Annotated in this window: 22 protein-coding genes and 6 pseudogenes; 13 read left to right on the top strand and 15 right to left on the bottom strand. The window is 68.3% G+C overall.

What is annotated here, in order from left to right; genetic code table 11:
- Positions 1–990 precede the first annotated feature (990 nt).
- Both ACQEXA_RS61070 and ACQEXA_RS61075 read left to right on the top strand, forming a co-directional pair.
- Positions 991–1,434 (top strand): hypothetical protein, encoded by a 444-nt coding sequence (locus ACQEXA_RS61070; RefSeq protein WP_432941678.1) that lies wholly within the window; start codon positions 991–993, stop codon positions 1,432–1,434.
- A 371-nt stretch (positions 1,435–1,805) separates the two neighbouring features.
- Positions 1,806–2,171: pseudogene (locus ACQEXA_RS61075) on the top strand (transposase); the annotation flags it as partial.
- A gap of 185 nt (positions 2,172–2,356) precedes the next feature.
- Here ACQEXA_RS61075 and ACQEXA_RS61080 read toward each other — a convergent pair.
- On the bottom strand, positions 2,357–3,583 hold the full coding sequence (locus ACQEXA_RS61080) for an IS110 family transposase (protein WP_433129981.1): 1,227 nt from the start codon (positions 3,581–3,583) through the stop codon (positions 2,357–2,359).
- 237 nt (positions 3,584–3,820) lie between these two features.
- Positions 3,821–4,165: a hypothetical protein gene (locus tag ACQEXA_RS61085; RefSeq protein WP_433135281.1), complete on the bottom strand. Its 345-nt coding sequence runs from the start codon at positions 4,163–4,165 to the stop codon at positions 3,821–3,823.
- 713 nt (positions 4,166–4,878) lie between these two features.
- Here ACQEXA_RS61085 and ACQEXA_RS61090 point away from each other — a divergent pair.
- From ACQEXA_RS61090 to ACQEXA_RS61100, 3 genes and pseudogenes are all read left to right on the top strand, one after another.
- Positions 4,879–5,291: pseudogene (locus ACQEXA_RS61090) on the top strand (conjugal transfer protein); the annotation flags it as partial.
- A gap of 252 nt (positions 5,292–5,543) precedes the next feature.
- Positions 5,544–5,822 carry a hypothetical protein gene (locus ACQEXA_RS61095; protein ID WP_432941681.1) on the top strand — a complete coding sequence of 93 codons (279 nt, stop codon included), beginning with the start codon at positions 5,544–5,546 and terminating at the stop codon, positions 5,820–5,822.
- Positions 5,819–6,406 (top strand): Uma2 family endonuclease, encoded by a 588-nt coding sequence (locus ACQEXA_RS61100; protein WP_432941683.1) that lies wholly within the window; start codon positions 5,819–5,821, stop codon positions 6,404–6,406. The genes ACQEXA_RS61095 and ACQEXA_RS61100 overlap by 4 nt, the downstream gene beginning before the upstream one ends.
- Here ACQEXA_RS61100 and ACQEXA_RS61105 read toward each other — a convergent pair.
- Together ACQEXA_RS61105 and ACQEXA_RS61110 are read right to left on the bottom strand one after the other, a co-directional pair.
- A complete protein-coding gene (locus ACQEXA_RS61105) occupies positions 6,379–8,277 on the bottom strand; it encodes a zinc ribbon domain-containing protein (RefSeq protein WP_433135282.1) in 1,899 nt (632 codons plus the stop codon). The genes ACQEXA_RS61100 and ACQEXA_RS61105 overlap by 28 nt on opposite strands.
- A 71-nt stretch (positions 8,278–8,348) precedes the next feature.
- The gene (locus tag ACQEXA_RS61110; protein WP_432941688.1) at positions 8,349–8,966 is read right to left on the bottom strand and encodes an IS607 family transposase; all 618 of its coding nucleotides are present in this window, start codon (positions 8,964–8,966) and stop codon (positions 8,349–8,351) included.
- 405 nt (positions 8,967–9,371) lie between these two features.
- On the opposite strand from ACQEXA_RS61110, the gene ACQEXA_RS61115 reads away from it, so the two are divergent.
- Both ACQEXA_RS61115 and ACQEXA_RS61120 read left to right on the top strand, forming a co-directional pair.
- Positions 9,372–9,839, top strand: a complete 468-nt coding sequence (locus tag ACQEXA_RS61115; protein ID WP_432941690.1) for a hypothetical protein — start codon at positions 9,372–9,374, stop codon at positions 9,837–9,839.
- A 540-nt stretch (positions 9,840–10,379) separates the two neighbouring features.
- On the top strand, positions 10,380–10,865 hold the full coding sequence (locus ACQEXA_RS61120) for an STAS domain-containing protein (protein ID WP_432941692.1): 486 nt from the start codon (positions 10,380–10,382) through the stop codon (positions 10,863–10,865).
- Between the two features lie 170 nt (positions 10,866–11,035).
- On the opposite strand, the gene ACQEXA_RS61125 is transcribed toward ACQEXA_RS61120, so the two are convergent.
- Entirely contained in the window at positions 11,036–12,214 is a 1,179-nt protein-coding gene (locus tag ACQEXA_RS61125; protein ID WP_432941694.1) for a PP2C family protein-serine/threonine phosphatase, read from the bottom strand.
- Positions 12,215–12,298: 84 nt separating this feature from the next.
- A pseudogene (locus ACQEXA_RS61130) lies at positions 12,299–14,065 on the bottom strand (ATP-binding SpoIIE family protein phosphatase); the annotation flags it as partial.
- Between ACQEXA_RS61130 and ACQEXA_RS61135 the strand changes: the two are divergent.
- Complete coding sequence (locus ACQEXA_RS61135) at positions 14,021–14,485, top strand: transposase (protein ID WP_433135536.1); 465 nt, start codon at positions 14,021–14,023, stop codon at positions 14,483–14,485. The pseudogene ACQEXA_RS61130 and the gene ACQEXA_RS61135 sit on opposite strands and share 45 nt — an antisense overlap.
- Positions 14,486–14,616: 131 nt before the next feature.
- Here the strand turns inward: ACQEXA_RS61135 and ACQEXA_RS61140 are convergent, their stop codons facing one another.
- Positions 14,617–14,838 (bottom strand): hypothetical protein, encoded by a 222-nt coding sequence (locus ACQEXA_RS61140; RefSeq protein ID WP_433135283.1) that lies wholly within the window; start codon positions 14,836–14,838, stop codon positions 14,617–14,619.
- Between the two features lie 434 nt (positions 14,839–15,272).
- On the opposite strand from ACQEXA_RS61140, the pseudogene ACQEXA_RS61145 reads away from it, so the two are divergent.
- Positions 15,273–15,650, top strand: a pseudogene (locus ACQEXA_RS61145) (IS701 family transposase); the annotation flags it as partial.
- 187 nt (positions 15,651–15,837) lie between these two features.
- Here the strand turns inward: ACQEXA_RS61145 and ACQEXA_RS61150 are convergent.
- Positions 15,838–16,239 (bottom strand): type II toxin-antitoxin system VapC family toxin, encoded by a 402-nt coding sequence (locus tag ACQEXA_RS61150; protein WP_432941700.1) that lies wholly within the window; start codon positions 16,237–16,239, stop codon positions 15,838–15,840.
- Positions 16,236–16,466: a FitA-like ribbon-helix-helix domain-containing protein gene (locus ACQEXA_RS61155; protein ID WP_359409899.1), complete on the bottom strand. Its 231-nt coding sequence runs from the start codon at positions 16,464–16,466 to the stop codon at positions 16,236–16,238. Before ACQEXA_RS61155 ends, ACQEXA_RS61150 begins: the two co-directional genes overlap by 4 nt.
- A 133-nt stretch (positions 16,467–16,599) precedes the next feature.
- Between ACQEXA_RS61155 and ACQEXA_RS61160 the strand changes: the two genes are divergently transcribed.
- On the top strand, positions 16,600–17,214 hold the full coding sequence (locus ACQEXA_RS61160; RefSeq protein WP_432941703.1) for a class I SAM-dependent methyltransferase: 615 nt from the start codon (positions 16,600–16,602) through the stop codon (positions 17,212–17,214).
- Between the two features lie 197 nt (positions 17,215–17,411).
- Positions 17,412–17,801, top strand: a complete 390-nt coding sequence (locus ACQEXA_RS61165) for a hypothetical protein (protein WP_433135285.1) — start codon at positions 17,412–17,414, stop codon at positions 17,799–17,801.
- Here the strand turns inward: ACQEXA_RS61165 and ACQEXA_RS61170 are convergent.
- The 3 genes from ACQEXA_RS61170 to ACQEXA_RS61180 form a co-directional block, all read right to left on the bottom strand.
- Positions 17,735–18,166 carry a nitroreductase/quinone reductase family protein gene (locus tag ACQEXA_RS61170; protein ID WP_433135287.1) on the bottom strand — a complete coding sequence of 144 codons (432 nt, stop codon included), beginning with the start codon at positions 18,164–18,166 and terminating at the stop codon, positions 17,735–17,737. The two genes, ACQEXA_RS61165 and ACQEXA_RS61170, sit on opposite strands and share 67 nt — an antisense overlap.
- The gene (locus ACQEXA_RS61175; RefSeq protein ID WP_433135289.1) at positions 18,163–18,450 is read right to left on the bottom strand and encodes a hypothetical protein; all 288 of its coding nucleotides are present in this window, start codon (positions 18,448–18,450) and stop codon (positions 18,163–18,165) included. Before ACQEXA_RS61175 ends, ACQEXA_RS61170 begins: the two co-directional genes overlap by 4 nt.
- 813 nt (positions 18,451–19,263) lie before the next feature.
- Positions 19,264–20,484 (bottom strand): RNA-guided endonuclease InsQ/TnpB family protein, encoded by a 1,221-nt coding sequence (locus ACQEXA_RS61180; protein WP_433135290.1) that lies wholly within the window; start codon positions 20,482–20,484, stop codon positions 19,264–19,266.
- A gap of 67 nt (positions 20,485–20,551) precedes the next feature.
- On the opposite strand from ACQEXA_RS61180, the gene ACQEXA_RS61185 reads away from it, so the two are divergent.
- Positions 20,552–21,073: a MarR family transcriptional regulator gene (locus tag ACQEXA_RS61185; RefSeq protein WP_433135538.1), complete on the top strand. Its 522-nt coding sequence runs from the start codon at positions 20,552–20,554 to the stop codon at positions 21,071–21,073.
- 280 nt (positions 21,074–21,353) lie between these two features.
- Positions 21,354–21,830, top strand: coding sequence for a 3'-5' exonuclease (locus tag ACQEXA_RS61190; RefSeq protein WP_433135291.1), 477 nt, complete (start codon positions 21,354–21,356; stop codon positions 21,828–21,830).
- Between the two features lie 63 nt (positions 21,831–21,893).
- Here the strand turns inward: ACQEXA_RS61190 and ACQEXA_RS61195 are convergent, their stop codons facing one another.
- From ACQEXA_RS61195 to ACQEXA_RS61205, 3 genes and pseudogenes are all read right to left on the bottom strand, one after another.
- Positions 21,894–22,481, bottom strand: coding sequence for a hypothetical protein (locus ACQEXA_RS61195; RefSeq protein WP_433135552.1), 588 nt, complete (start codon positions 22,479–22,481; stop codon positions 21,894–21,896).
- A gap of 16 nt (positions 22,482–22,497) precedes the next feature.
- A pseudogene (locus ACQEXA_RS61200) lies at positions 22,498–22,968 on the bottom strand (flavin-containing monooxygenase); the annotation flags it as partial.
- Between the two features lie 900 nt (positions 22,969–23,868).
- A pseudogene (locus tag ACQEXA_RS61205) lies at positions 23,869–24,900 on the bottom strand (IS630 family transposase); the annotation flags it as partial.
- Between the last annotated feature and the right edge of the window lie 130 nt (positions 24,901–25,030).

Consider the following 25,030-nt stretch of genomic DNA (forward strand, 5'->3'; position numbering starts at 1 on the left):
CGATGCGGCGGCCGGGCCGGTGCAGCCGGGCCACATGCTGCGCGGGCGGCTCCCGCACGGCGGTCAAGGTGTCGGCAGCCCCCGGCGCGCCGGGAGTGCGGGAGCCGCCCGGCGGCGGGCGTGCCCAGGTGCCCCGAGCACGGGCCCCTCGGCAAGCCCTGCGCCAGGCGCTGCCGCACTCCCCCGGCCATCGACGAAACAAGCAGGGAGGCAAAGCCGTTACCGGCGTGCGGCTTGGCGGGCCGTTGCCGGTGGGCGTCGTCTTCGCGGCAGGTGGGGCCGGGTGGGCGGCAAGGGCGCAGGCCTTGCCTCAGCCCCGCACCGCGGGGCGCAGCGGCGGCCGTTTCCAAGGGGCGCATGTTCTTCGGTGGCCTTGGGTCAGAGGCTTCAGCCCTGTCGCTGTCGTGGGGGGTGTGCCCGGCTCGGCCGACCGCGGCAGGGGCCCCCATTCCCCGGCGAACGCCCCTCAAGGCCGCTGCCACGGACCAGGGGGCTCCCGGGGCCCGGCCGCAGACCGAGGGCATGCTCCCCGCCTGGGCAGCCGGCTGCAGTGTCGGGCGGGGGCGGTTGTCCCTCTCAACGATCCGGCTCCCGGAGGTCTGGTGCGGCCACCTGCGGGGCCGGCCGGCGCACGGCGCCTCACGGGGGCGCCGGGGGGCCGGGTGGCTTGCGCGCGGGCCGGCCCCGGTTGCCGGCCGGCCACTACCGGCGGGCGGTGGCACCCCGGGTATGCCAGGGCGAGGTAGCAGCATTCCCCCTCCTGTCAAGTCCCGACTTCTCGGCCACGGCATTTAGGGACATGACCCGGCGGCCCGGCCGGGGGTTAATGGATGCATCGGGTTCACGCAGGAAAAGTGACCCGGCCACACCGTCCGGAAAAAAATTCAGGCGAGTGACGCGCGGGACATGCGTCCCGCCGGCGAATAACCCGCGAACAAGCCCGGGCTATTTCGATAACCCTTCACCATTTCTCACACGAGGATAATTCTCATGACTCACACCCCGAAGACGCGCCTTGCGGCGATCGTTGTCGCGGCGCTCCTGGCCGCGGGCGGTGCCTCGCTGTCCACCAGCGCGTTCGCCGCCACGCCGACCGAGGTGCCGCACATGGTCGTGGCCGGCGACGGCAACGGCAGCGGAAACGGCAACGGCAACGTCGGCAACGGCAACGGCAGCCACAACGGCAACCACAACACCGGCAACCACAACGGCAGCCACAACGGCAACGACAACTGGGGCGACGGGAACGGCAGCCACAACGGCAACGACAACTGGGGCGACGGGAACGGCAGCCACAACGGCAACCACAACACCGGCAACCACAACGGCAGCCACAACGGCAACCACAACACCGGCAACCACAACGGCAGCCACAACGGCAACGACAACTGGGGCGACGGGAACGGCAGCGACAACGGCAACGACAACTACTAGCGCTGACCGCGGCGTGCAACACCGCACAAAACCGGTATCCGGCCGGGTGGCAACAGGACACGCCACCCGGCCGGACCCTCGTCCGCCCCGGACCACCAGACCCAAACCACACCGACGTCACCGACACCCCAGGGCCCCGGCGTTTGCCCGGCTCGAGCGGCGCCCACGACCGATTTTCGCGCTGTCACGACGGCGCGAGCAACGCGCCACTTCGACTCGCAAGAACCCGCTGAGGGAGTGTCATGAACCAGGTGTGGGCTCCACGAAGGAGTCACCTGATGAGTACGACGAGGGATCGCCTGATCGAGACTGCTGAGGGCGTGTCGCTTGCCGAGGTCGGCGATGGCATCGAGGGTTTCGCCGTGAAGTCGATGCCGGTATCCGCGAACGGCCTGTCCGCCGACCTGCTGGAGGAGCTGGCGGCCGAGAAGACCGCCGAGGGCGGGCTCAAGTTGATGGGCGAGGGCGGGATCCTGCCCGAGCTGGCCCAGCACCTGGTGCAGGCCGCTTTGGAGGCGGAGATGGACCTGCACCTGGCCGCGGAGGCCGGGCGGGTCGACGGGCGAAGATCCCGCTCGGGTGGCAACAGCCGCAACGGCTACCGGGCCAAGAAGGTCATAACGGAGGTCGGCACCGTGACGGTGCAGGTTCCCCGCGACCGGCTGGGCACCTTCACCCCGCGGTTGCTGCCGAAGTACGCCCGCCGTACCGGCGCGCTGGACGAGATGGTGCCGTCCCGGTGCGTGCTGACGTACCCGAAGATCCCCTTCGCCTTGTAGGAGATTCGGCCGTCGCGGAACAGGCCGTTAGCGATCTGAGTGAACCGGTCGGCCGCCATCACGCCGCGCCGGATCCCCGCCCCGAAGTCGACGTCGCGTTCGTCGTCGTTCGCCAGGGTTGAGACACCCCATGTCGTTTGGTGTCAAGCGGCATGGGGGTGGGCGTGGTGCGACCAGGCGGTCGCTTCGTCGTAGAGGGTTCGGGTCTTGAGGCATCCGTGGAGGATGCCGACGAGGCGGTTGCCGACCTGCCGCAGAGCCGGGTTGTAACCGGCCTCGCGGGCACGTTGCTTGTCGTAGTAGTGGCGGGCTCCGGGCGAGGCGCGCAGGGCGGAGAATGCCTGGGTCTGCAGCGCGTCGGCGAGCCGGTTGTTGCGGACGTAGCGGGCCTGGACGGTGTGACTCTTGCCAGAGGCCCGGGTGATCGGGCTGGTGCCGGCGTAGTTCTTGCGGGCCTTTGCGCTGGTGTAGCGGGTGGGATCGTCTCCGAACTCGGCGAGCACCCGGGCGCCGGTGATCTCTGCGATGCCGGGCATCGAGAGGTAGATCTCAGCGTCCGGGTGCGCGAGAAAATGGGCCTTCACCCGTCCCTCCAGCTCGACTATCTGCTCGTTCAGCGCGATGATCAGCCGGGCGTGGGCAGTGGCGGTCGCCGCGTAGGCGGCCGTGACCGGCTCGGGCAGGCCGAGCTGCCGCTCGCGCAGCGCGGTCTGGATCGTGGCTGCTTTCGCGTCCCGGTGATGGCGCCGGGCGCGCGCCAGCACGGCGGTGATCTGAGTGCGGGTCAGCTTCGCCCCGGCTGCCGGGGTAGGGGCCTTGATCAGCAGTTCCAGCGCGTCCGTGCTGGTCAGTGTGAGGTCTGCGTAGGCGTTCAAGGCGGCGGGGAAGTACTCGCGCAGCGTGCTGCGCAGCCGCTGGAAGGTGCGGGTGCGTTCCCAGATCAGGGTCTGGTGGGCACGGGCGACGACCTTGACGGCCTGCGCCTGCTCGCTGTCCCCGGCCACCGGCCGTAGCTGGTCCCGGTCGATACGGACCATGTCCGCGAGCGCGTGCGCGTCGCCCTTGTCGCTCTTGGCTCCGGAGGAGGCGTACCGCTCCTTGAACCGGGCGACCTGCCTGGGGTTGATCGCATAGACCTGGTAGCCGGAGGCGATCAGGGCCTGCACCCACGAACCGCGGTCGGTCTCGATCCCGACCACGACCTCGACGGCCTCCAGGTCCTTACCGCCGTGCTTCGCGACGAGCTCGTGCAGCTTCGCGATCCCCTCCACGCCCTCGGGCAGCTTCGCGGCGGCCAGTTTCCGGCCGGCCTCGTCCTGGACCTCGACGTCGTGGTGGTCTTCGGCCCAGTCATCGCCGATCAGCAGCAACTCATCCTCCTGGTAAGGAACTTCGCTTCCTCTGCAGCCTGCGGAAGGCGCGGCACGCGGCCTAATGGATCCAGTGCTCACGCCCTGTGGGGCGGGCACGCCACCCCATCAACGGTCTGGCCTCCCGGCCGACCAGCAGGGGCACGGTCTGACCACAGAAGTCGGATGCTTCCGGCGGTTGAAGTGCTCACCTGCTGGCGGCTACGGCACCGAGTCTCACCGACCCGGCACGTCCCATTAGGCGGCTTCCAGCAGGGCGACGTCGAGGGTGGCGGGGCGGTCGGTGATCGAGTAGACGACCTCGCCGAGCGTTCCGTCCGCCCGCCGCAGGCGTTCGCGGATGAGGTAGCCGTGCCGTTCCAGTTCCTTCAGGCCGGCGCGGACCGCTTCCCGTCCGTCGGGCCCTACGGCAACGAGGTGGGCGAGAGTGACCTGCCAGCCGTCCCGGTGCGTGCTGACGTACCCGAAGATGCTCTTCGCCTTGTAGGAGAGTCGGCTGTCGCGGAACAGGCTGTTGGCGATCTGAGTGAACCGGTCGGCCGCCATCACGCCGCGCCGGACGCCTGCCCCGAAGCGGCTCACCGCCGTACCCCCGAAGCGGACCGCGCTCGGTGGCCAGGGCAGCACACCGAGCCCGCCGAGGTGGGCCGGCCGGCGGAGGCCCTGGATACGCGGGCGTGCGTGTGTTCCATGTCTTCAGCACACCCGCCGACCCCGACCAGGCTGACAGCCATGAACCCCGACCATCGGTCACGATCCGGCAATACAGCCGTCTCGCTGCCATGATCGGGCTCATGGTCGGGCCAGCCACGCACCTTCAGCCTGGGCGCTCAGCGGTTGCGCATCCCGGCTGCGCAGCATCGACCGGCGTTGCGCAGCCGACTGCGCGGCACCAAACGGGTGTTGCGCAACCGGGCTGCGCAACCGGTCGAAGATCCTGTGCAGTCGAATTGCGCCGGGGGCGGCTGCGCAGTCGGCGGGTTTCTGATCCGTCGTGCGCAGGTCTGTCTGGCGCACTGCGCAGGCGTCTGTCGCGGCCCGGTCGGCTTCCGTCTGCGCATCGGTGTCCAGGGCCTGTGGCCGAGCGACACCTGATCGCACGAGGGTCGCCGCTCAGGGGGATCGTGCGCCGGGTGCGAGGGCCTGTCGCCAGTGCGCGGCTAACCCATGGTTGGGCCGACCACGACCCCAACCATGGACTTCGTATCCCCATCGTGACCGTGGTCGGTGGTCGGGTCGGGGTCGACGGGTTTTCTCAAGGTCAGCAACATCAGTTCTCATCTGGGAGTTTGACCATGTCCCCCGGCAAGCAGGCCTCACAGAGTGAGGCCGCTGCTCCGATGGCGGCTGGCGCCCGACTGGAGGCGATGCGCCGCCGCGTACGCCTCTCACGCGTGGCGGTCTGGACCGTCATCGTGGCTGGCCCCATCGCCCTGTGCGTTGCCGTCGCCTCTACCCCGACCACGGTCGCGGCGGCCCCCGCGGCCAAGCCCACCGCCGTGCGCACGCGTCCGCTGCCGACCCGGGCGGCTATGCGCAGGTGTTCGTCGGCGCGTGGCTGCGCAGCAGTGCGGACGACGCGACGACTGCGCAAGCGCGGCTTGCGCAGTCGCTGGCTCCGGACGTCGAGTTGCCCGACCCGGCCTTGGATGCGCAGTCGGCGCCGGAGTCTGTGACGACGGTGCGCAGTGGCGCGGCGCGGGCCGAGATCGCGCCGATGGCGGGCCTGCGGCCGGTGCCCTCCAGGGTTCAAGTGCATCCATGCATTCGTCGAAGATCCGAGTGTTCCGGTCGCGCTTGCTGCCGGTACAGGAGGGCGCACTGGCGGTCATCCGGTCATCTCCGGCAATGATGAAACATCCTCTGACCTGCCATTTTATCCTTGATCATTCTTTCGCTTGGTCCCCTCAAGTACAAGTGCCGACTTGAAATGAATCGGGCTGTCCGGCAGGCTGTGTGCATGACCGACGCACCCCGAGCACGCGCCCCGCTCGCCGAGCTGAGCGAGGTGCAGCGGCGCCGACTCGACCAGGCACAAGATGCCATTGAGAAGGCCCTCAAGAGGGTCGAGGTCCGGCGTGAGGAGTTTGCCGACTTGGCCGCGCAGGTCGCTATTGGCCTGGGACGGGGCGGGGCGTCCGCCGTTGCCCGGCATTTCGGCTGGACCCCGCAGCACGCGTCCGCGCTCGTCGCCGCCTACAGGGCAAAGCAGGCCGCCGAGGAGGGGAACGCCGCATGAGTGCAGCCGCCGACTACGAGATGGGCGTTGACCCCGAGCGGGCCCTGAAGTACGCCGTTCAGCACATGCGTGGGGGCGACCGCGTCGAGATCATCGAAGGAGCCATCGAGCCCGTCTCACCTACCTGGGACCACGAGGCGGCAGCCGAGGCGATCCGCGACCAGATCAAGCCGCGGGTGCGGGAGCTGGACTGCGTCACCGGCTCGGGAAATCTGGACCTTCCTGGTTCGGCGAACTGGTACGTGCCCGACATCGCCGTGGTGCCACTCGACATCGCCAAGGGTGGCGGCTCCTTGCTGCCCGATCAGACGCTTCTCGTGGTCGAGGTGACGTCGGAGTCCCACGCGGACACGGACCGGGTCGTGAAGCGCCGTCGGTACGCCGAATACGGGGCGCCGCTCTATCTCCTGCTCGACCGGATAGAGCGCAGCGTCACCCTGTTCTCGGATCCCGGCCGCCTCGGCTACACGAAAGCGGACGGACCGCACCCCTTCGGCACGAGGCTGCACCTGCCCGCTCCGTTCGGGATCGATTTGGACACGAGCAGCGTCTCTGATCAGCTAAGCGATCCTGCGTTGGATTGAGTTTCCGGGATCGTTTCCCACCGTGGTGGGGAGGCGTGGGCGTGGAGGTGGAATCCCGCGCCGAGTGCTGCCCCCTGTGGCCGGTGGCCGGTGGTGGGTGTGCTGGTCGTGTTCACGCCCTGGTGTCGGTGGGCTGCGCGGGGCAGCCGGGTCCGGTCCGTGTGAGCGTGTCCCTCCGGACGCTGGCCAACACGACCGCGAAGCCGTGCTGGGGAGGGTGCCCTGCGTCGCCTGGGCGCGGGGCGTGTGGAACGTGGCCGGGTAGGGCCGGTCTTGGTCCGGTCCTTCCGGCTGGTCTTGGGAGTCGGTGTGAGGACGGAGTTCGCTTCCAGGTTGTCGAGGACCGTCCGGATCGCCATGTGGCCGCTGGTGCGGTCGGTAACGGTCGTGGCCTGGTGGGCCAGGCCGCGGGCTGCGATTCGTCGCCAGGCACCGTGGTCGCGGTCGCCCTGCCAACGGCAGTCCTGGTGGGGGCAGATGGCCCATTTCCATCCCGTGAGGGTGGGCCGGTCGGGGGCTTTGCGGTGCCGCAGCGGGGTCAGGCAGTGCGGGCACAGTTTGGAGGTGTTCCGGGCAGGAACGGTCACCACGGCGATGCCCTGCTCGGTGGCAAGGTGCCGCATGCGGTCGGCGATCTGTCCGCGGACCTGCTGGGACAGGCGGGTGTTCAGGGTGCGGCCCATGCCCCCGGCTTCCATCGACCGCAGATCCTCGACATAGATCACCGTGGCTCGGGCGGCAATCGCCTGGTCGACGGCCCACCTGGCGGCAGCCCATGCGAGCGCGTCGTTGAGGCTCGACCGGCGGTTGGACACGTGCTGGATCTCGCTGCGGAGCACGTCGAGCTTGGGGGCAAGTTGGTGGTCGTCGTGGCCTGCGATCAGCCGTTCATAGTGCTTGCTCTTGGTGTGCAGTCGCTCCGAGAGGCGGCGCAGGCGGTGCTGCTTGGCGAGCACACCGGCGGCCCGGAACTGGGCGCCGGCCCCGAGCGCGGTGATCCGCCCCTCGCCGTTCAGTTGCACGGCGCCCGCACTGAGGAGCGTGTTCAGGCCCCAGTCCACGCCGAGCGCCACCGCATGACCGGTGCGGTGGGCCTTGGGGACGGCGTGGGTGTAGGCCAGGTCAGCGCGCACGGTGTCACCCGCGCAGCGGAGGGTGGGAAGGTGGAGCACCGCCGATGCCGGGACCGTCGGCGGCAAAGCGATGGGGCAGGCCACCCACGTCCAGTCCCGGTATGCCTGCGGGTCGGGGCGGGTGGGCAGCTGAAGCCGTAGCAGCGCCTGCCCGGTGCCGGTTTCGGAGCGTTCGATCGTGGCCTGCTGCCCATCGCATGCGGCGAGGAGCAGCAGGCGCGCCGCCTTCGGGGTGCCTTCGAGTTCGAACACGTCCACGGGCAGACGGCCGTTGGCCCTGGCGAATGTGGCGGCCTGCCGGGTGCGGGCCTTGATGATGCTGGACGGCAGATACTTTCCACCAGGGACCGCTTCACGTACGGCGTCCCACTCGCGGGCAGTGCGCTTGCCCGGATCGATGGGCCATGCCGCCACGACCCCGGCAGTCAGGTCAGCGCGCCACTTCGCCGAGCGCAGCGCCCGCCCGGCCTGCTCCTGGGCCATGCGCACGATCCGGTCGTTGACCTTCACGCCCTCGGGCGGGGCGGCACTCCAGCCCAGACGCCGCAGCGCCATCCACGCGTTCGACGGCAGTGCCCGGCCGCCCTCGTCCACGCCGGAGGCCAGCACTTCAACATCGCCGGTATTGCAGTGTTCGGCCAGCAGGGTGGCGGCCAGGTTGGACACGAGGTCAGCGCACCAGCCGACGCGTAACCTTAGAGCGGACAGCGACAGGCGTTCGCCGGTCTTCTCATCCACGCCTGTGCGTACAAGGGTGCGGGCGCACGCGGTACGGGGGGTCTCGCCCTTACCGATCGGCAGCTTTCGACTCACGCGGCGCGCCATGCATTGCACTGGCCCGACTCGGCCAGCAGGCGACGCCGGTTCTCAGCCGACCGCATCCCGTACAGGCGGCCGGCGAACGTGGTGACCAGCGACACAAAGTCCTCAAGGAGTTCGTCCCGGCCGCCGAGCGTCTTCGGGTGCACTACCTCAAGGCTTGCGCCGTGCACCGATAGCAGGTGTGTGAGCCAGCCGACACCAAACCGTGCGAGCCGGTCCTCATGCGTCACGCGAACCACGGTCACCGAACCGTCCGCGACGGCCCGCAGGAGCCGGCTCAGAGCGGACCGGTCCTCTCGCAGCCCAGAGGCCCGGTCACGGAAAACCTTGACCACCTCACCCGTGGAGGTGGCCTGCAGCTCCTTCTCCTGCGCCTGAAGCGAGGATTCCTGCCCGTGGGAGCCGGACACGCGCACGTACAGGCCCTCCAGGCGGACACGCTCGCCACCGGTGAAAACCTTCATCGCCTCCACATCGATCGAGGAGAACCGGCGCTCACGCCCGACCCAAGTCACCGGAATCTTCCCCGAGTCAGTCCAAAGACGAAGCGTCACGGGATGAACACCCAAACGTTTGGAAGCCTTTGACAGTCGAAGAAGTTCCACACAATCACCATACGATCACTGAGGAAATTGATGAGCCTGTAGCCGCAATATCCGTACACCCCGGCGCGTCAGCCCTATCCCGCTGAGAGGCAGGCGCGCCGCGTCCACACCAGTCAGGCTGCCGAGGGCGGGCGCCAGCCCTCTGTCCCTCAGAGGACTGCTCATCACGACTCCGAACGGCCTCATCGATTTCCGCCGTGCCATGAGTTCGATCCCACCTTGGCATCCGACTAACCGGACCGCTGGCCGACGGCTCCCCCCGGCGCGCAGGTGCCTTTCATACAGGGGCTGGCGTACTGTGCGCACTCGGAGAGTTGATGCATTGACTGAGGGGCGGCCGTGCGGGGGCGGCGTTGGCGGCATGGGGACTCCCCCGGTGGGGCCATAGTGGCCTTGACGGTGTCCGTGGCCGTGCTGCTCACGGCGGCCGCTGCAACGCTCTGGGTCAGCGTGCCGAACTTGGCTCTCGCGGCGCAGTGGGACGGGACCTCGGGGGTGATGTCCATTCGCTCGTGCAGCGAAGTGGGACCACCCAAAGAGCGACATCAACGATGTGCGGGGTCCTTTCGCTCCGATGACGGCAAAACGGTGGACCCGGATGCAGCGATCTCCGAGCCCCTGGCTCCAGGGACAGTGCTGGCGGTCCAGCGTGCACCGGATGGCACCTACGCCAGTGTGGGGATCGCGGCCTTCTTTGGCTGGCTCGCCGTGACCTTGCTCGGTGCTGCGCTGGGCGGCGCCGCGGTGCTGATCGGCATTGCGCCGACCCTCCGCGTACGCATACGCCCAGGCTGGGTGACGATCTTGGTGTTTCTGAGTGCAGCCCTCCTCTCTGCGTTGACCGGCGCGATCGCAGGATCCCTGGCCGGATAGGGTCACTGCCTGCTTGTGCCGGGAGTTTCAATGACCCCGTCAAGCGCCGCTGCCTGGGCCTGGAGCACCAGTTTGGAAGATCGCGTATGCGAGTGGGTTCTGACCTGGTGAGGCGCTGGCCTGTGCGTCCTCCGGACGTTCGCCGACGTTCCCAGAGGCCCCCACCTGATCGGGCACAGATGGGGCACGGGCACACGTGTAAGGGCCGTTGGCTGGCGAAGTCAGTGGTCGGCTCGATACCTTGCCGACGCTGTGCGGACCGCGAAGACGAGGGCGTTCGGGCTCCTGGACGGCACCCTGCTGGCAGGCATCGGCTCGTGAGCTGCGGAACGAAGTTCTGCCGCCCATCCAATCGCCGGGTAGGCCGAGGCCGGCCCCGAGCCCTCGCGCTGCCTCCGCATCCTCGACGACGTTGGTGTCTTGCTTCCAGCTTGCGATCAAGGAACGGACGTCTTCGATTGGAACCAGGCCTCCTATGGATATACACGCCTGACCATGGAGAACGTCGGACCCTGCGCCCAAGAGCGTTAAGGGGGTGTCATGAGAACGAACATGATCCGCAACGACCACATGGCCATCACCTACGACGTGATCAACGGCTGGACCGTTATCGAGGTCGATGGCGAGGTCGACGCCCACACCGCTCCTCTGATCTGCGAAGCAATGATCAAGCTTCTCGACGAAGGACACCGCCACTTCGTCCTCGACCTGTCCATCGTCCCCTTCCTCGACTCGATGGGGCTGCGCATGGTCGTGGCGGTGACCAAGCGCATCCGCGGCTGTGGGGGCTCACTGCGGATCACGTGTACCTCCAGCCGAATAATCAGGGTCTTCGAGTTCACCGGCCTGGGAGACGCCTTCGAGTTCTACAGCTCACCCGAGGAGGCAACACGACGCGGCCCGCTGGCCGGCGGCCCCGGCCGCCCGCGAGGCCGGACCAGCAGCCCCGCCCCCGCCACCCCGTCGGCAAACACCCCCACAAAAAGGGACACCCCCCGGTCCAAAGAACCGAGGGGAAACCTTTAATTTCAAGTTAAGAGCGTGCGCGGATAGGCGGGTGTGAGGGGCTGGATGCAGGTGCAGGCACGGGCCTGCACGACCATGTGAGTTCCTATGACACATCCGGACCGGAGCACCGTGCGTGATGGCCACCGGCGTCCGGCTGTGTACGGCCTCGGTGCCGTCAACCGCGGCCGTCACTGCTGTGGGTTCGAGGTCTGGCGTTTGATTGCGATGATGGCGGCGTCGTCGCCGAGCGGTCCGCCGACGTGGGTGAGGAGATCGGCGTGGATGTGCTGGAGGAGTTCTGCGGGATGGTGGTGGGTTTGGGTGGTGAGCCGTTCGGTGAGTGGGTAGAAGGCTCCGGTGGTGTTGCGGGCTTCGATGACGCCGTCGGTGTACAGCAGGAGGGTGTCGTCCGCACGCAGGCCATGAGTGTCAAGGTGGTAGGTGGTTCTCGTGAGCGCGGCTAGGCCCAGCGGGGGTGCGGGTTGGCTGGCCTCCAGCGCCATGACTTCGTTCGGGCGAAGGCGTAGGGGTGGGGGATGTCCGCAGGTGACGCTTCGCACGACGGGCTCGTCGTCGGGGATTTCGAGGATTGCGGCGGTGACGAAACACTCCCCGTCCCGCCCGGATTCGACGGCCTCGCTCATGTTGTAGCGGACACTTCTGTCCAGTTCGGCCGCAAGTTCTGGCAGGGTATCCGGACTACGGGCATACTCACGAAACGCACCGACCAGCCGGGCGGCGTCGCCAACCGCGGTCAGTCCCTTGCCGCGCACGTCTCCGATGATCAATCGTGTCCCGGTGAGTGTGCGCACGGCGGCGTACAGATCCCCGCCGACCTGCGCTTCGTCTTCGGCGGCCAGGTACACCGTGGCCGTGTGTAGCGGGCCGAGGTGGCGGGGCAGGGGAGGCAGCACAGCGAGTTGCGCGGCCTCGGAGACTGTTCGCACCTGGATCAGTTCTCGCTGCCGCCGCTCCCTGACATATCCGGAGGTGGTACTGCATATTGCGGTCACGATCAGGGCTGTCATCTGCGGTACGGGCAGCGCCAAGTGGTGTATCGCGCAGAGGGCCGCCATGCTGGCCGCGGCCGTGATCCCGACCAGCGCCGTGACCCGGGTACGGAAGTACCAGGCCGTTATGCCCGGCACCATGATCAGCAGGTCGCACAGAGACTCGGACTGCGAAGGACAAATGAGCGTGATCGCCAGAATGGCGAGAAAGGGCAGCACCGCCAGTGCGGAACGCCGCTTTCGCTCGTCACGCGGACGAGCGCGCAACCAACAGTTCACGACTCCTTGCCACACTCGCCGTAGCCCCTGGGCGTGGCGTGGACTGCCAAGCAGACGATCTAGCAACGCTTCCGCCATGAAACCCTCCGTATCGGCGGACTCGGCTGGAATTTCGCTGTGCCCTCCTTCGCCCTATGACCGGCGACGGCCTGGCCGATCGCCTTACGGCTGGTGCCGCGGCGCAGCGACAGGGTGCCGGCCGTTCCCCGTTCGCGGCCCGTGCGGCAGTGGCTGTTCGGTCCATATGACCTTGCCGGCCTTCGTGTGTCGCGTCCCCCAGCGGTCGGCGAGTTGGGCGACGAGGAACAGACCGCGTCCGCCCTCGTCGGTGGTGGCCGCGTAGCGCGGGTGTGGGGAGGTGGTGCTGCGGTCGGAGACCTCGCAGATCAGAGAGCGGTCACAAAGTAGCCGCAGGTGGGTCGGTCCGTTGGTGTAGCGGATGGCGTTGGTAACCAGCTCGCTCAGGATCAGCTCCGTAGTGCAGGCCATCTCATCAAGGCCCCAGCGCGACAGCCGGCGTGTGACGGCGGCGCGCAGGCCTGCCACCGCCGCCGGGTCGGAGGGTATGTCCCAGTCGGCGACCTGATCGGGCCGCATGACGCGGGTGCGGGCGACCAGCAGTGCGATGTCGTCGCTGGGAGGGTCCGCAAGCATCGCATCGAGCACGCTCGCGCAAGTCCCCTCTGGCCCCATATGGCCGTCGGCAGCTCGGCTCAAGGCGTCGCGCAACCTCGCGAGGCCGGTGTCGATGTCCTGGTCGCGGCGCACGATCAGTCCGTCGGTGTAGAGCACGAGTTGGCTGGCTTCGGGTATTTCCCAGTCGGCGGCCTCGTAGGGCAGGCTGCCCAGTCCGAGTGGCGGGCCGACAGGCACGTCGGGGAAGTCCACCTGGCCGTCGGGGCGTACGACGGCGGGCGGCGGATGCCCGGCCCGGGACACGGCGCAATGCCGGGAGACCGGATCGTAGATCACGTACAGGCACGTCGCACCCGTAAAGGAGCCCTCGCACCCTGCTGCGACCCCGTCCGAGCAGCTCGCGATCAGATGGTCGAGACGTCCCAGGAGTTCGTCGGGCGCCAGGTCGAGTGAGGAGAAGTTGTGGACCGCGGTGCGCAGCCGCCCCATCGTGGCGGAAGCGCGCGGGCCGTGGCCGACGACATCGCCCACCACCAGGGCAACGCGAGCGCCTGGCAAGGGGATGACGTCGAACCAGTCGCCGCCGACCCACGATTGCGCGGGCAGATAGCGGTAGGCGACCTCAAGGGCGTTCTGGGCCGGCAGGCCCTGGGGAAGCAGGCTGCGCTGCAAGGTGATGGCCATGGTGTGTTCGCGGCTGTAGCTGTGGGCGCGGTCGATACACACCGCCGCGTGCGCGCTCAGCTCTTCCGCGAGCGAGAGGTCGTCCACTTCGAAGGGGGCAGGCTGCCGCGAGCGCCAGAAGGTGGCCACGCCGAAGACCGTCCCGCGTACACGCAACGGGACGGTGATGAGCGAGTGGACGCCATAGCCGATGATCCGCCGGGCGTGCACCGGGTCCTGCGCCCGCCATCCCGGAACGTCGTCCAACCGCGCCGCGAGCACCGCCGGTCCGCCGCCCAGGCCTGCGGCCTGCGGCGTGGCCGGGTGGAAGGCGAACTGCAAACCCGCCGGGTAGAAGGGAAAGTCATCCCGGATGCCGCTGACGGCGACCCGACGCACCCTCCCATCGCCCCCGGGCGACGACTCCTCCCCGTCCGGCATGGGCTCGGTCAAATCAACGGTCACGAAGTCGGCGAAGGCGGGGACCGCGGCTTGCGCCAGCTCTTCGGCGGTCTGCGTCACATCGAGCGTGGTGCCAAGGCGCGCGCCCGCGTCGCGCAACAGCTTCAGGCGCCGCCGGCACGCATCGTTAGCCCCACCGGACAGCGTGCGCAGAGGCACTTCCTCACGCCGGCGCATGGGGCGCCGACCGCCCAACCGTGCCCGCGATCGAACCTTGGCCAGGTACGCACCCACAGAGGCGCTGAGAATCATGGCGCGCATGATCACAAGTCCCTCTCAACGTTGATTTCACATGCGGGACGTCGGCGCCGACGTCCCGACGTGCTCTACGTCGACCGCGGCTACGGCCATGACATCTACCGCAAGCAGGTCCGCGAGCCGGGCATCCGTCCCGTCATCGCACGGCGCGGCACAGACCACGGCAGCGGCCTGGGCAAGACCCGCTGGGTCGTGGAAGCCGCCTTCGCCCTCCTGCACTGGTTCCGACGCCTGCGCATCCGCTGGGAAGTCCGTGCCGACATCCACCAGGCCTTCCTCACCCTCGGCTGCACGATCATCTGCTGGCGACGCCTCAAAACCTCATTTTGATTTGAGTCCTAAAACGGCATTGTCATCCGTTCGACAAGGGGGAACAGTCATGCCGGGCCCGGAGGCCAGCGGCCCTCTTGCAGGACGCGGAAAACATAACGGGGAAGGACCGGTTGCTGTCCCCCGAATCCTCACGGACGAACGCGGATGATCGCCTTCCCGTTGATCCGCTCGGTCGGGTTGAAGGCAGCGACGGCATCGTCGAGGGTCGCGACTTGGCCAATGTTCGTCCGCAACCGTCCGTCACGCACCCGCCGGGCGATCTCACCTAGCTGCGCGCGATCGGACACGACAACGAAGTCGACCGCCAGGCCGTCGATCGGCCGTGCCTCGGCTGGCCCGGCGACGCCCACCAGCATTCCTCCAGCTCGAACCAGACCCGCGGCCGCTTTCCGATATCGCCGCCAAAGATATCGAACACCAGATCGACTCTGCCGACGTCTTTCGTTCCCGCAGCCTGATCCGCCACCACAATCGCCTTCATCCGGCACCTCCCTGCATCCAGTCCTCGCCTGCACCGCATTTTGGGTTTCCCACTATTGGCGGCGTCAGACCTCGGTGCCTTACCGCGCGGACCGGTAGAAATTTCGACGCAAGGGCATCCCTGTCGAGTGGCGTTTCGAAGCGGCTTAGTACTCCAGCAGCACTTTGACGTTTTCCCTTTTCAGGGGCGGTTTGGGTGAGTGTAGCGGGCTGATTGGCGGCTCGCGTTCTCTTTCCCGGGCCGACCTCGATCGTGTGCAGCCGCCGCTGATAATGGCAGCGGTCTGGGCAACTTCCCGGCGTGATCGACGAGCGTGCAGTTGAAATCTGGAACAACGAACTCGAGGAACTGTTCCTGCGCACCGGCCACCGCTTCGGGCGGGTCGAGCCGCGACGCAGGATGCGTGACTACATCCGTGGACTGCTGGGCCCGGTCGGCCGCAAGAACGGCTGGCAGCTGGCCGAACACGCCGGACACCGCACACCCGACCGCCTCCAACGGCTCCTTAACGGCGCCCGGTGGGACGCCGACGAGATCCGCGACGACCTCCAGCACTACGTAGCCGAACGGCTGGGTGAGCCCGACGGGATCCTCATCCTCGACGACACCGGCTTCCTCAAGAAGGGCACCACCTCGGCTGGCGTGCAGCGCCAGTACTCCGGCACCGCCGGCCGCACCGAGACGATCACTACGACTCGCTCATCCAACTGGTGAGCCTGTAGTGGCCGCCGGTAGCGACCCGGCCAAATGCACCGGTCGATGGTGCCTGTCGGAGCCGGGAGGATCTCCGACGCCGCGGCCACGCCGACGGTTGCGACAGCCCAGCAGCGTCCCACCAGGGGGAAGGCGTCCCCCAGGGGCGTTCGGGTCAGTCCGAGCTGAAGACCTCGACATCGCACTTGGCTGCGCCGCTGCGCTTGATCCGCCCATCGCAGGTGATCAGCGGGGCGCCGAGAGATTCGGCGAGCGCGACGTACTGTGCATCGTAGGCGCTGAGGTTGGCGTGGAGAGTGCGAACTCGTTCCCACAGGGGGAGGGTGTCGTGCTTCCCCAAAGGCAGTGCCGTGAAGTCGGTCATGGCCTTGGTCACCTGCTTTTCGGTGAGCTTGCCGCCGCGCTGCATCCCGAGCAGCGCCGATTGGACTTCGTAGTCGATCAGCGTGGGGGCGTAGACGGTGACGGCCTCGCCCACGCGCGTGCGGATGGCGCTGCCGGTGGCGCCGTGATGGGTCAGGAAGACCACCAACGCCGACGTGTCGATGACGATCAACGGCCCAGCCTGCCCTCGTCGATCGCTGCCAATACATCATCGGTGGCGTACTCTGCGGCGGCTTCGCGCTCCAGTCGTGCAGCCATCTCCCTCATGGTGGGCTTGGCGGTCTCTGTGGCGATGAGTTCTTGCATGTACGCCTGGAGGGACTTCCCGGCCTGGGCGGCACGGGTCTTGAGGACACGGATCTGGTCTTCGGGCACGTCCCGGATGGTCAACACACTCACATCTGCATTCTAGCGCTATTTTCTGCATTATGCAGAATTAGCATCCCCATCCCTGCGATCACGGTTCCCCACGGGGACGGTGAATCCGTCGGTGTGCACTCGGCAGGCCATGACCGGCCTCTACGATGATCGGATGCGCCAGCTCGCCGCAGAGCCGTACTGGAACACCAACGTTGCCCGGCACCCGGGCATCCTCCGGTCTGTTCCCGTGGGGTGCGGCGATGCTCTGGACGTTGGCTGCGGGGACGGGCTGCTGGTACGGAAGCTTGCCGGGCGAGCGAAGCACGTCACCGGGATCGACAAGTCGCCAGACATGATCGCCTGCGCACGTGAGTCGGCTGCCGGGAACCCGCAACTCACCTTCGTCGAGGGCGACTTCGTCACCGCGGAACTTCCCGGTGCGGGGTACGACTTCGTTTGCTCGGTGACCACGATCCACCACATGGACTTCGAGGCGGCCCTCGTCCGCATGCGCGAGCTGCTGCGGCCTGGCGGCACGCTGGTGGTGGTCGGTCTGGCCCGCGAGGCGAGCGTGGCGGAGTGGGCGGCGTTGATCGCGGCTGCCCCGATCGTGCGGATCACGAAGGTGCTGCGTCGCGCGCGTGGCCCGCAGGGCATGCCGGTGGCCGACCCGCAGATGAGCTATGGGCAGGTGCGGACTGCCGCCCGGAGGCTGCTGCCCGGTGTGCGCTACCACCGGCATGTGCTACGCCGGTACTCGCTGACCTGGGAGAAGCCCGCCCGCTGATCCGGCATGGATGGCGGTTTTCCCCATCGTGGGCAGTTTGAGAGTCATGTGATTCTCTATGGCGGTTCCTCCTTATTCTCCGTGGGGAGCGCGGAGTCCGGGATCGAGGGACCTGGTCGTCGCGGAGCTGTCCGTGTTCCTCGCCCCGTGGTTCGGCAGGCCGATGGGCCGCCCGGATGGCAAGGAGAACGTTCGTCGTGGTCGACATCACCGAGATCTACGTCCACTGGTACGCGGGCCGCTCGAAGAGCGCGCTGGCCGCGTCGCTGCGGGTGGACCACAAGACGGTCAGGAAGTACCTGGCGCCGGCGGAGGCGTCCGGGATCACCCCGGGCGGCCCGCCGATGAGCGAGGCCGACTGGGCCGGGCTGATCAAGAGGTGGTTCCCCGGCCTCGTCGACAGGAGACTGCGGCAGGTCACCTGGTCCGACATCGACGAACACCGCGACTGGGTCAGCCGGCGAGGCGCTGCCCTCGCGGTCGTTCAGGCACCGTCGGAGATGGACTTGTTCATCATGACTCAACCGTCCGACGCAACGGGCTCCAGCCTCACGATGGGAAACTTGCGGGACGTCTTGGTCTCGTAGTGCGCGCTGTCCGTCCAGTAGGCGGACCAGATCCCGTACAGACGCTCCCACTCGGGCGACGGATGCAACACGACGGTGGGCGTCGCCTTCATGACGCGGTCCCCCACCTCGATGGTCACCTCGGACATGGCGGCGACGTTGGACACCCACGCCGGATCGTTCTGCGCGCCACGCGCCGAGCCGCAGACGAGATAGCCGTCACCGTCGGCGGCGTATATGAGGGGGTTCAGCCGTTCCCGGCCCGTACGGCGGCCGACCGTGTGCAGGAGCAGAAGCTGCGCGCCCTCGAAGCGGCCCCCCACTGCCCCGTTCCCGCACCGGAACTCGTCGATGACCCGCTCGTTCACGCCCTGCATATCGGTCATGCCCGCCTCACTCCGCACGAAGATCCACTCCTGTCCTCAGCTAACCAGCAAGCCACCTGGCTGCACCCAGCCTCGTCCGGCAGACCGTCGAGGATCTCCACCTCGCCCCGGACCAGCCCGTAGCCCCTCGCGTGCGCGTCGCGTACCGCCTGACCGGTGCCTTCGGCCGTCACCGAATCGGTGATGTACCGCTCCAGCCGCGCGATCACGGTCTGTACGTTTGCATCGAAGTCAGGTTCGACGATCCCCACATCCGGGCCGTACGGGATGAACTGCGGCGACAACGCTCCACGCCTCTTCGTCTCGGCCAACTCCCCACGGGGCGTGCGATGGTCGGTTGATGGGGCGCTAGCGCCCGTCTCTGCTCCTGTAGGCACGCCCATCCAGCAAGGCCGTATGCACGGCAGGGCCTGCCACCGCAGGCTGCGCGGAGGCTGGCGGCTTGCCCTGCGACCACCGTAGGCATGTCCGCGGCCGAGGCGCGCGCTGAACGCGGTTCGCCCGCTCTCTGTACCAGCGCCTCACCCGTTCCCACGCTGACCCCGCGCTTCAGAGCCGACGCCCCCGACGATGGGACGGAAGGGATGCGCATGGCGCGCCGCGCTCAGCACGACCACAGAGACCGGAAGCCGGGCACACCGGCTCGGCACGATTCCCCGCCAACGGAAGTCGCTTTGGGACACGCTGTCGGTGATGTGCTGGGCTTGGCGGCCGGTGTCGCTGTCAGCCCGCTCCCCATCGTGGCGATCATCCTCATCCTGGCCACGCCCACGCCGGACCATGCCCGGGATGCCGAACGGCTCCAACCCGGACTGAGGGCGGTCGACGGCCGGCTCAGTGCGCGTCGACCCGCTTGCGCCGAAGCGGATTGGAACGGCTCGAGACGGCGGTCCCCTGTGCCGCGGCGCGGGCCGGACCGTACCTGGACGCGGTAGGTCTCCAGGGCCTGGCCAGCGCGGAAGCCGCTGGACTGCACACGTCGGAGTGGTACGCGCTCAGCCTGATCGTTCTGGAAGGCGGCCTCACCTCAGTTGAAGGCTCCCCTCCCTGAAGGGAGGGGATTCTCCACCCTCCAGGGTTGAGCGGGGATGTACGGCTCAGGCTGCCACCGGAGCCAGCGGCTCAGGTGGTCTTACGCCCTCGGCACCGTCCGGGTTCCAACCTGCCCGGACCAGCATCACGCGGGCGGAGTTCTTGTCCCTGGGGGACACGGCTCCGCACACGGTGCAGGCATACGTTCTCATCGAGAGAGGGAGTGCGTGCTTGGTTCTCGCCCCGCACGTTGCGCAGTCCATCGTGGTGTGCGCCGGGTGCACCAGACGGACGTCCCGTGCGTGCTTGCGGCCCATCTCGATCAGGGCACGCTTCGTCGCCGCGATGGCCGCGTCGGCCGCCTTGCGGGCCATGGTGGTCTTCGCGAGGAACTTCGGGCGGAAGTCCTCCACCGCCACTCCGTCATGATCGCGCATGACGGCCTTGGCCCACTTGCGGCCGGTGTCCTCACGCTGCCGCGCGATCTTCCTGTGCAGCTTCGCTGCCTGTGCCTGCGCCTTCCGGTAGCCGGTGGATGCACGCTGTCCTTTCGGTCGCCGGCGCCGGGCCATCATCCGCTGGTACTTCGCGAGCCGCTGAGCGGACCGCTCGCCGTGTTCGGCATGCGGAAGGTCGTAGGCGTCATCCGTGGTGGTCGCGGTCTCCTTCACACCCCAGTCCACGCCCAGGACGTGGCCGGTCTCCACAAGCGGCTCGACCTGGGCCGGGGCGACGAAGGAGGCGTACCAATGTCCGAGCGTGTCCTGGTACACGCGCACACTCGACGGGTCGGCCGGAAGAGCCCGCGACCACACCACGCTCAGCACGATCTGGCCCGCAAGGTGCAGGCGACCGTCCTTCAGGCGGAAGCCGCGCCGGGTGTAGTTCAGGCTCGGCCTGGCCTCCCGCTTCTTCTTCCAGCGGGGCATCCCGGCCCGGCGGTGCTGCGCAAGCCCGTCCTTGATGTCCTTCAGCGCCTTCGCCCTCGACCTGGCGAACTCCCGGATCACCTGCTGCTGCGGCACGCTCGCGCCCTCAGCCAGCCACGCTGTCACCCCGCGGGCGTCGGTCAGCATCCTGTCCAACTGCGCCGGACCACACGTCAACTTCTCGCCGCCCGCTCTGCTCTGCGCGTGGGCCTGCCGGGACTTGGCCACGCATTCGTTCCAGATCCAGCGGCAGCGATCCCACTCGGCTTCGAGTGCGCGCCGGGCTGTCTTCGACAGGCGTACACGGAAGGTGTACCGGGCATGCCCGGTGTCCTTCGTGGTCGCTTCTGTCGTCATGCATCCGAACCTACCTGGGAGGACTGACAGTTGAGAGTTCTTGACCGTTGTGGGCGGCATCACCGCCGTGCGGGGTGGACGCCGGATCGCCCTGACGGCGATCCGGCTGTCCCTGCCCTGCTCCGCAGGAGTCCGATTCCTCCCCGGCCTGAAGGCCGGGGCATCCTCGGAGAAAGCCGGTGAACTCGCCACGAGGACCGGGCTCACCACCGGTGCCACCACTCGCCTGATCGACCGTCTCGAGCGGGCCGGGTATGCGCGCCGCACCTCCCGCCCGCCGTCACATCGCCAAGGTCCTGGCCGGCTACACCCCCGAGTAGCGCGATCTGCTCTTCGACTACTTCGAGCACGCCGCACCCGCGTTTCGAGCGGCTACCGAGGAGATCCGCAAGACGCTGGCCCCGAGGCGCAGGAGGGCTGCTCGGGTCCAGGACGGCGACTGACCCCAGGCATGCGCGCCGCGTCGGCGCAGTTGCCGGCGGACGGCAGGAAAATCCCCCGAAGGTCCGCGATTGCATGGCGGCTGCTGGCAGCAGGGGCTCTGGGCTGTATGCGTTCGGCCGGTCGCCGGGCGGGCCAGCACCCCTGAAGGAGGCGGAGCAGTGCATCCTGGAGGCCTTCGACGTCGGCCGCCGTGGGGGACATTGTTCCGCAAGAGCAGTTGCGGAGTGGCCTACGCGCACGGGGGGGGCCGACTGCAACGGCCACTACGGGGTGCGGGAGCTGTGCGACATCTGCCCACCCGAGCAAGTCGTCCTGTGCAAGGGAGCGTGGATCAAGCCGGACCTTGACGACGTCGTCCGCGAGGCGCGCGCCCTCGGGGCGGTCGGCGACATTGAGGTCACGACCGTGCCATCGTCGTCGAAGGATTGGACGAGTCACCGCGCTACTGCCTGCAGCACGGGTTCGGCTTCCGGTGCCATGCCCGCGAGCACCCCCACCTGTATCGCCGGCACGGCCGCACGCTCGTCGGCTGGGAGGCGGAGAACGGACGACACCCCATGAACTTCGGCGCCTGGCCCGAACTGCTCGTCCTCGATGTCGAAGGCAACGGGACCAACCCACCTGACCTCGTCGAGGTGGCCGCCCTGCCCGTCCGGGACGGCCGCCCCGACAAGACCACCGCGGGAGCCTGGCTGACGCGCCCCAACCGGCCCGTCACCCCCTTCGCGACCCGGGTACACGGCCTGTCCAATCACGACTTGGCCAACAAACCGGGATGGGATGAGATCGCGGACCAGGTGCGCACCTTCATGGGCTCCGCGTGGATCTGCGTGCACAACGCGCACACCGACTACCGCGTACTGAGGGCACATCTGCCAGGCTGGGAGCCCCACCGGACTTGAGTGGTCAGCCGGACGGGCGCTCGGGACGGGATCCACGCGGCGACCGACACGTCCCGGGGTCGGCTATCGCGGCGAGAGGTGCAACCCCGGCAGTGACCCCTCATCTCGCCAGTCGGCCAGGAGCCCGAAGAACTCGAAGACATCGCCGCCGAAGTTGGAGTTGAGCGGCGACCTGAGTTCGGGATGCCCCTCGCTGTTGGACCTTCCTGGAGTACAGGCCTCCAGGAAGGCCGCGTCGTCGCGCCGCCGCTGGAGGATGATGCGGCACCACTCGTCCTCGGCTTCGGCAGTGACCTCGACTGCGGCCATGCCTTGGCCCGCGGTCGCGGCGATGATGTGCGCGATGTGTCCGGCGTTCTCCTGGATGGAGTGGGCGAAGTTCTCGGTCACCACCGACTGGGAGTTGGGTACGGGGATGATGAACAGGTTGGGGAACCCGTTGGTCATGACACCGTGGAGCGTCCTCGGGCCGTTGCGCCACTTCTCCCCGAGACTCACGCCCTCGCGTCCCACCGGGTCGAATCCGATCTTGTGCACGTAGGGCGTGTTCCACTCGAACCCGGTGGCGAAGACGAGGCAGTCCACCTCGTAGTCGCTGCCGTCGACGCGGAGCCGGTTCCCGCGGCCAGCGGGCCGTGTGGAAGGACTCACCGACGAAGGTGTCGAGGCCGGGCACATCGGGGTAGATCGGCGCCGAGAGCGGCCCGGTCGCGGAGATGACCACACGCGCGGTGTAGGTGCGCTCCGGGTCGGTCCGCACGGTCCAGATGTCGTCACCCTCATCGAAGGTCATCGAGACCACGCGGGTGTCGAGGTCGATGTCCTTCTTCAGGTCGTGCTTGTCGGCCACGCGGTTGAAGTAGCGCTCGAGTTCGGGCTGTCCGGCGAACAGCTCGCTCCAGTCCCACTCCTCCAGCAGTTCTGGATCGAAGAAGAACTGGTAGGAGTGGCTTTCCGAGTGCAGCCTCGCGCCGGGGTAGCGGTTCCAGTACCACGCCCCACCGACCCCGCTCCCCTGCTCGAGCACGCGGACCCGGAGGCCCTTCTCCCGCAGGAGGTGCAGCCCATACAGCCCTGCCGAACCGGCGCCGACGATCAGGACGTCGTAGTGGCTTCCAGTGGCCTGAGTCACATTCATTTAAGCATAAAAGCAAATCACTTTGAACACGAGAGGGGTGTGTCGCCGACTCAGAGACCCCCGTCAGCGGACGGCACTGACGAGCATCCGTCCCAGTTCCTCCAGCGACCTCGAATCCAGTCGCTCAAAGCCGATCCACCATGCCGGTTCCGGGCGACGAGCGGACGGCACCGGCGTCACCCCTGGGCTCGCCGTCGCAGCCACGATCGACCGGTGCGCGCGCTCAGGCCAGAGGGCCTGCGAGCGTGGCAACGCACACGAATGGCCCTTTTGGTCAAGCATCAGAGCGCGACCGCCGCACCGGATCAGCCCCTCCCGGATAGGTCGCAGCGACCCACTCCTCCATCTCCTGGAACCGCAGGACTGAGAACTCGGCGCCGCCGCCCCCCAGGTGGCCCATATACAACTCGCCGGCCACGAGATCGGGGTAGGGTGCGTCGCTCTCGCGGCACCAATGCGCGATTCGCTTCATCACGCTCCGCAGGATCACGGCGCCGACTCCCCTTCGAGTTCGCTGAGGAGCGACCTCACCGCCATCGCACACGCGGCTGGTTGGTCGAGGGGGACATGGTGAAAGGCCTCGGGCACGACGGTCGCCGCGACCGGGCGCCCCAGCCATTGCTCGAGCTGGCGACGCGACTCAGGGCCACCCATGTCGCTCTTCGCGCCGTGCATGTAGGCAACGGGGCATTCCACTCGCCCGAGGTCTCTCTGCACCCCGTCGTTGGTGAGTCGCCGCCGGGCCGCCGGATCGAATTTCCACCGCCAGCCATCGGGCGTCTCGAGCAGTCCGTCCCGGGCCAGTCGCCGTAGGAGCTGCGCATCCGCGTTGGTGCGCTCAGGCAGCAACCGGAAGCGGTCCAGCGCCTCGGATTCCGAACCGAACAGGCACGCCGGCTTAGCGGCTTGCCTGAAGTTCTGCGCGTAACTCTTCGGCAGCCAGGGCGAGGCCCAGGGTGCGGCGGTGGTCAGCATCTGGGTGGGTGAGCGCTGCCGGAAGAAGGCGTGGACCTGGCGCAGGCGGCCCGGCCAGGTGACGGCGGTGTTGGCAATGTGGGCCTTCAGCGCGGCCCAGATGCGCTCGACCGGGTTGTCGTGCGGGCTGTAGCGGGCGCCGAACAGCAGGCGCAGGCGGGGCTGGTCGGCCAGGTAGGCGGTCACCGCCTTCGCGTGATGAATGCTGTCGTTGTCGCAGACCACCGCGACGACCGGGGCGGCGGGGTAGGCGGCCAGCAGTAGCTGGAGGAAGGCGACGAAGGCGGCGGCATTGCGGCGGCCCAGGGTGTAGACCCAGGCGCCGGTGGCCACTTCCAGGGCCCCGAAGACGGTGGCCTGCCGGTTCTTGCCTGGGGTGGCCACCTGCTGCCGCGTCCCGCGCAGGATCCAGCTCGCCCGCACGTGCGGCAGTAGGTGCAGGTGGGTCTCGTCCTCGGCCCAGACCACCGACCCGTGGGGCAGGGCGGCGAGTTGGCGGCGCAGGGCGGCGAGGGTGCGCCTGCGCTCGGGGTCACCCCTGGCCACCAGGCGGGGCCGCCGCCAGGCCGCCTGTTCGCGAGTGTGCCGGTACACGGTGCGCAGGCTCATCTTCGGCCGGCCCAGGCGGCGCCAGATCCGGCGGATGGTCCACGGCCCGGGGCGGGTCAGCAGGCGGCGGATGCGCTCGCCCAGCCTCGGCCCGCCGAGCCGGGGCCGCCCCGCGCGGGGGCGATCGGCCAGGCCCGCCAGGCCGGCGGTGTTGTAGCGATGGATCCAGCGGCGCACCGTGGCCGGGTGGTAGCCGAGCAGCTCGCCGATCTCTCCTGCGGTCATGCCGGCCGCGGACAGCAGCACGATCACCGCGCGGGAGGCCTCTCGCCACCGGTGATGCAGCAGGTGATACAGGTGCTGGTACGCCGGACCGGGGCGGTTGGCGAACACGGATGCCGGACGCATACTGGCCTTGACCTCGCCGGTTTTGTCGTAGTTTGGTCAACCTCGATACAACACCCGGCGAGGTCTTCTCGTCATCGAGGCCATCGCGCCAGGCCGCCGCTGCCGCTCCAGATTCCGCGCAGAACTTCAG

Origin of the sequence: Streptomyces sp. CA-106110, from assembly GCF_050936285.1 — a bacterium.
Lineage (GTDB): Bacteria > Actinomycetota > Actinomycetes > Streptomycetales > Streptomycetaceae > Streptomyces.

What these genes read in the sequence shown, in the direction of transcription:
- ACQEXA_RS61070 (WP_432941678.1), top strand. Translation starts at nt 991, where the DNA reads ATGACTCACACCCCGAAGACGCGCCTTGCGGCGATCGTTGTCGCGGCG.
- ACQEXA_RS61095 (WP_432941681.1), top strand. Translation starts at nt 5,544, where the DNA reads ATGACCGACGCACCCCGAGCACGCGCCCCGCTCGCCGAGCTGAGCGAG.
- ACQEXA_RS61100 (WP_432941683.1), top strand. Translation starts at nt 5,819, where the DNA reads ATGAGTGCAGCCGCCGACTACGAGATGGGCGTTGACCCCGAGCGGGCC.
- ACQEXA_RS61120 (WP_432941692.1), top strand. Translation starts at nt 10,380, where the DNA reads ATGAGAACGAACATGATCCGCAACGACCACATGGCCATCACCTACGAC.
- ACQEXA_RS61125 (WP_432941694.1), bottom strand. Translation starts at nt 12,214, where the DNA reads ATGGCGGAAGCGTTGCTAGATCGTCTGCTTGGCAGTCCACGCCACGCC.
- ACQEXA_RS61160 (WP_432941703.1), top strand. Translation starts at nt 16,600, where the DNA reads ATGCGCCAGCTCGCCGCAGAGCCGTACTGGAACACCAACGTTGCCCGG.
- ACQEXA_RS61170 (WP_433135287.1), bottom strand. Translation starts at nt 18,166, where the DNA reads ATGACCGATATGCAGGGCGTGAACGAGCGGGTCATCGACGAGTTCCGG.
- ACQEXA_RS61180 (WP_433135290.1), bottom strand. Translation starts at nt 20,484, where the DNA reads ATGACGACAGAAGCGACCACGAAGGACACCGGGCATGCCCGGTACACC.